This window comes from Peribacillus sp. NPDC096448, assembly GCF_044762675.1.
Lineage (GTDB): Bacteria > Bacillota > Bacilli > Bacillales > DSM-1321 > Peribacillus > Peribacillus frigoritolerans_B.
The window spans coordinates 1-2,790 of sequence record NZ_JBIWEU010000053.1 but is presented as its reverse complement, the minus strand read 5'-3'; the positions used below and the strand labels follow the sequence as shown (position 1 = coordinate 2,790).

3 protein-coding genes are annotated in these 2,790 nt (G+C 32.1%); 1 reads left to right on the top strand and 2 read right to left on the bottom strand.

Translation table 11 applies throughout. The features are described 5' to 3' along the window. Positions 1 to 166: 166 nt before the first annotated feature. Both ACIQ0C_RS27085 and ACIQ0C_RS27080 read right to left on the bottom strand, forming a co-directional pair. Positions 167 to 358, bottom strand: coding sequence for a GNAT family N-acetyltransferase (locus tag ACIQ0C_RS27085; protein ID WP_403065969.1), 192 nt, complete (start codon positions 356 to 358; stop codon positions 167 to 169). A gap of 288 nt (positions 359 to 646) precedes the next feature. Next, the gene (locus ACIQ0C_RS27080; protein ID WP_403065966.1) at positions 647 to 1,435 is read right to left on the bottom strand and encodes a class I SAM-dependent methyltransferase; all 789 of its coding nucleotides are present in this window, start codon (positions 1,433 to 1,435) and stop codon (positions 647 to 649) included. Positions 1,436 to 2,190: 755 nt separating this feature from the next. Here ACIQ0C_RS27080 and ACIQ0C_RS27075 point away from each other — a divergent pair. After that, positions 2,191 to 2,556 (top strand): hypothetical protein, encoded by a 366-nt coding sequence (locus ACIQ0C_RS27075; protein WP_403065963.1) that lies wholly within the window; start codon positions 2,191 to 2,193, stop codon positions 2,554 to 2,556. The last annotated feature ends 234 nt before the right edge of the window (positions 2,557 to 2,790 follow it).

Here is a 2,790-nt window from a genome sequence, read left to right as displayed (position 1 = left end):
TACACAGTTACATTACAAGAACCTGAAGCATCCTAATCCAGTCCACTTACCTACAATAAATCAGTAAATTAGGCGCTCTCCCCTTTTTAAAAAAAACAATGAGCTGCGTCTTCTTAAGTATTGCCTTTTCCCCTAAATTCCAGAAGTCTATTTTCATGGTAGTTCATTACTGTTTTTTCCATAACCCACCTGAACAAGGAGTAAAGCCACAAGTTTCATAAAAGTCTTTATGTTTGGGATCATACGTTAAGGTAACAATTTCTAAACCATACCGTTCAGACTCTCTTAATAATTCTCTTACTAATTCCACACCAATTCCCATTTTTTGATAATCAGGATGAACAATTATGTCTTCCATATAACCATGTTCTAATCCCGTGCCAGCAACATAACCAAATGCTATAAGTTTTATTTTCGTTTCTTACTCCAGCCCAAAAGTTACATCGTTTAAACAAGGTTGGAAAATCCTTGTCTCGTCTTCCCCATCCAACAAGTTCTCTTAATTCAGGTATTTCATGATTAGATATTGGTATGTTTATTATGACTTTGTAATTCATTTAGTTCCCCTTTTCCCTATCTAAATTAGGATTCAAGGTACTAATTTAGATAGGATGAAATCTAATTCCTTGTTGATCTAACCTGCCCCTTATAAACAATTCAATATAGTTATAAAGCATCCATGTTGGATATTATGTTGAATGTCTCCATATTCTTTTACTAAATGAGTAAAGATTTCATCAAGTATTTCATTTCGTTGATTTTCTGTAAATCCTGAAAGCCAAGATAGAGAACCAACTCTTCCACACCAGCCTTCATTTGTAAAAGATACTGTGTAATTGAACTTATATGTTTCTTTCAAGTCAAATTTATGTTCCTGCCATTCCTTAAACCACTCAACTGGAAAACCATTGATAAACTGTTTTGATTCTGCTTTAGCGCCAGCCGGTTTTAACTCTCCATTTGGCATATGTGCTTTAATAATTTGAAGTGTATCATCTATAACTTTACTTTTTGATATAAACCCTGAATCCATTACAATCAATTTACCCTTATTCGCCAGAATTCTTTTAATTTCATCTAGGGTTTTTTCCCGATTAAACCAGTGCCATGCTCTTAAAACGGTTACATAATCAAATAAACCATTATCTAACGTTGTAGATTCAGCGTATGTATTTATATACTCAATAATATTACCTTCACTCTTATCAATTACCTTCGCTTGTTCTATTAATTCTGCTGAAGGTTCTACTCCCACAACAGCTGCACCCTCATTATGTAAAACTCGACTTAATACTCCCGTCCCAGAACCCAAATCCACCACTTTTTTATTTTTAAAATCTATTCCTCTAAGTTTTAAACTTTCCAATAACTCAACAGGTAAGTCATTTCTATATTGAGCGTAATTTATTGCCACATTTCCAAAATTCACTTCCACCCATACCCCTCCAGGAATCTTTTTCCAAACTATTGAAATTATAACATATTCTATATCCCACCTTGTTCAACTAACCTGCCCCGATAGTTCCATAAGAAAAAGCTGTCTTAAAGACAGCTCTGATCTTCAGCTAAAGCACCCGTTAGTTAAACAAGCCCTACGTTAATATTTCTAGTGAGATATCAAAAACACTTGTAATATTAAACTAAATATTATGGAAAAAATTTTAATCCAAAGGTAATTCTTCTTTGATAAAACTGTCTGAAACCTTTCGATATATCCAACCACAACAAGCAAACCCAAAGCACCTATATATGGCTTGAAATAATTTAATTTCTCACTACTCCAATTTGCATCAATAAAACTATAAAAGAACAGAAGAAGAAAAGTATAAGTTCCAATTACGAATATAGCCTCTTTAATCTTTTCAGGTTTCATATCATACCTACTTTTCTTGTATTTATAAAAATTATAACTATAAAATCTGATCTTACTAAACAAACCTGCCCCGATAGTGGCATAAGAAAAAGCTGCCTTAAAGACAGCTTTGATCTTATGCTAAAGCATCCGTTAGTTCATTAAGAAACCTTTTATTTTTTTTATTCATATCAAAAAAATATTGGAATTATTTACACCGATTAGCAATATCCAAGAAGATTAAATGTTGCTTTATAATGATAAATAGAAAGGCGTGAAAATATGTGAAATTTTTAATCATTAGTCTTATTATACTTTTAGTTGGAGGTACTATTTATATGGTTAACAAAAAAAATAATACAAATGACAACGAAGAAGCACCATTTGCAGCTGGAATGAATTTTGATCCTGAAGATGTAGAACCTTTTTTAAAACATTTATCATCCACAGTATTGGATTCAGGCTTTAGTCAAGATGAAATCAATTCTATTACATCTGAAACCGACACAATGAAACACAACGAAGTTAAAGAAATTGGAACTTTTGATGTTATTTATAAAGGAAAAGAAACAAAAATACGAATTGAAGCCGAAGTTCATATTGAAGATGTTGATAAAGAAGTTGTTCTTTATATGTTTAGTATTCAAGAATTAGTTGACATCATAGATGATGAAATGCTGAAAACTGAAGACGAAGTGGAGTAAAAAGAGATGTTGTAATTAACATCTCTTTCCTTAACTAAACTGCCCCGTTAGTACCATAAGAAAAAGCTGCCTTAAAGACAGCCCCAATCTTCAGCTAACGCACCCGTTAGTGCAATAAAAAATTCTATTTTAATGCCTCTATCTTTCAGTTTCGTAATCATTAATGATTACTTCTATAATATTACATTGTTCATCTGCGACTGCTTTGTTAGATTGTTTATTATAGTTGTAGGT